This window comes from Serratia sp. ASV30 (assembly GCF_016428815.1).
Lineage (GTDB): Bacteria > Pseudomonadota > Gammaproteobacteria > Enterobacterales > Enterobacteriaceae > Chania > Chania fonticola_C.
The window spans coordinates 1-1830 of the sequence record NZ_JAELTL010000136.1 but is presented as its reverse complement, the minus strand read 5'-3'; the positions used below and the strand labels follow the sequence as shown (position 1 = coordinate 1830).

Below are 1830 nucleotides of genomic sequence, written 5' to 3'. Positions count from 1 at the left end.
CCCCCCCCCCCCCCCCCCCCCCCCCCCCCCCCCCCCCCCCCCCCCCCCCCCCCCCCCCCCCCCCCCCCCCCCCCCCCCCCCCCCCCCCCCCCCCCCCCCCCCTTTTTCACGCAGAAGACGGCATACGAGATGATACCTCCTGTCTCGTGGGCTCGGAGATGTGTATAAGAGACAGGTAATAAGCCCTCAGGTTTTATCTCTATATATGCGCCGAATGGATTTGGGAAAAGCTCATTTTATGACGCTGTAGAGTGGGCACTTACAAATAATGTCTCACGATATATTAGTGATAATTATAAAAAAAACAATGAAGTTGCCGCTAAAGGTACAAAGTTAGATGGGGTTCCTCAATATATTTTAAGGAACAAGGATGTTGATCCCACTGTAGAAACATCTGTTCATGTAAGTACTACCGAGAAAGATTTTTCACGTAGGCTGAATAATGTACGTGTAGATTCACGAGATATCAGATTCAACGACAGGGATACTGAAGAAGGTACAAGAGATTTCAGAAATATTATTCTCTCTCAAGATGCTATAGATCGCTTTGTTCGAGAAGTAAAACCTGAGGAACGATATGATTTATTTATGGAACATTTCGGTGGGAATGCTGAGGCAGTTCGTAAGAAATTGCATATACTGTCACATGAGAATAGATCATTATTAGATGAATTGAATGGAAAACATGCCGAAATTTCATTGAAAATAATAAATGAAGTTGACGGAAATGTTTTTGTTGAATACAACAAGACTGTCAACTCGCTAATCTTATCTGGAGAAAAGATAAACCAAATTACTACTGATTTCACTTCAACTCAAGAGATTGAAATTATTTCTTCCATTTTGAGCAGAAAGCATCAACTAGATCTTGAAGTTAAACATTATGATACCCTTATTGAGTCTTTACAGCAAAGATTGGCTAGAGTGGGAGAGATAGGAGACCTTCTACTCAAAAAATCAAAGCTTGAGCTTGAAGTCAAGCGAGTCGGTAAAGGTCTCGAGGACAGTCAAAAATACCAAGAACTAATTCAGTTGCATCAGAAAAAGATTGGGGAGCAAGATGTTATCTTGGTAAGGTTAAATGAGCTTAATCAACTGAAATCTGAACTACCACAATACATAGAGTGCTATACTGCGCTCGAGAAAGATCTTGTTGAGTACAATAATATCCATCTTACAAAGATCGAAATTGAGTCAAAATTCGAAATAGAGAATATTAATCTAAAAGATATTGATTCAGTCATTAGAAACTGGCAGGAAAAGTTACAAATAATTAAAGAGTTACAGGTTAATGCAAGCAATATTTATGTTGAAATTGCAAGTGCTCGTAAACTTATATCAAGTTTAGACTCAGATATTGAAGTATTAGATTCCAATAGGAATGCTACGCTAGCTACAAATAAGGCAAAACTACTAGAGTTAACCCATATCAACTCGCTTGATATTAGTATTGACAGTTTACTTTCTTCTGATGTCTCATCTCTAGATATCAGTGACTCTATTATTTTCGAGCTTTCAGAGCTTAGAACTAAGCTTACTTATTATGAAGGGCAATTATATGGATTGCTTAATGTGCAGAAAGCGTTAACTGAGCAATCAAGTACCATTGAGCGTTTGGTGGGATTAGGTCTTGAACATATCAGTCTCCACCCAACAAAAATATGTCCACTTTGCGTACATGAACACCTAGACGATTTGGCTTTGAAAAATGCAATTATCGGTAATAAACTTGCTTCAGATGCCTTGCAAAGTAACTCTCAGATGATTGAGATTTCTATTCGACTGAAGGCTGTCTCTTATACACATCTGACGCTGCCGACGATGCCAACT

1 protein-coding gene is annotated in these 1830 nt (G+C 39.6%); it reads left to right on the top strand.

The features are described 5' to 3' along the window. Positions 1-588 precede the first annotated feature (588 nt). A partial coding sequence (locus tag JHD74_RS25700) for a hypothetical protein (RefSeq protein WP_199063871.1) occupies positions 589-1830 on the top strand: 1242 nt, incomplete at its 3' end.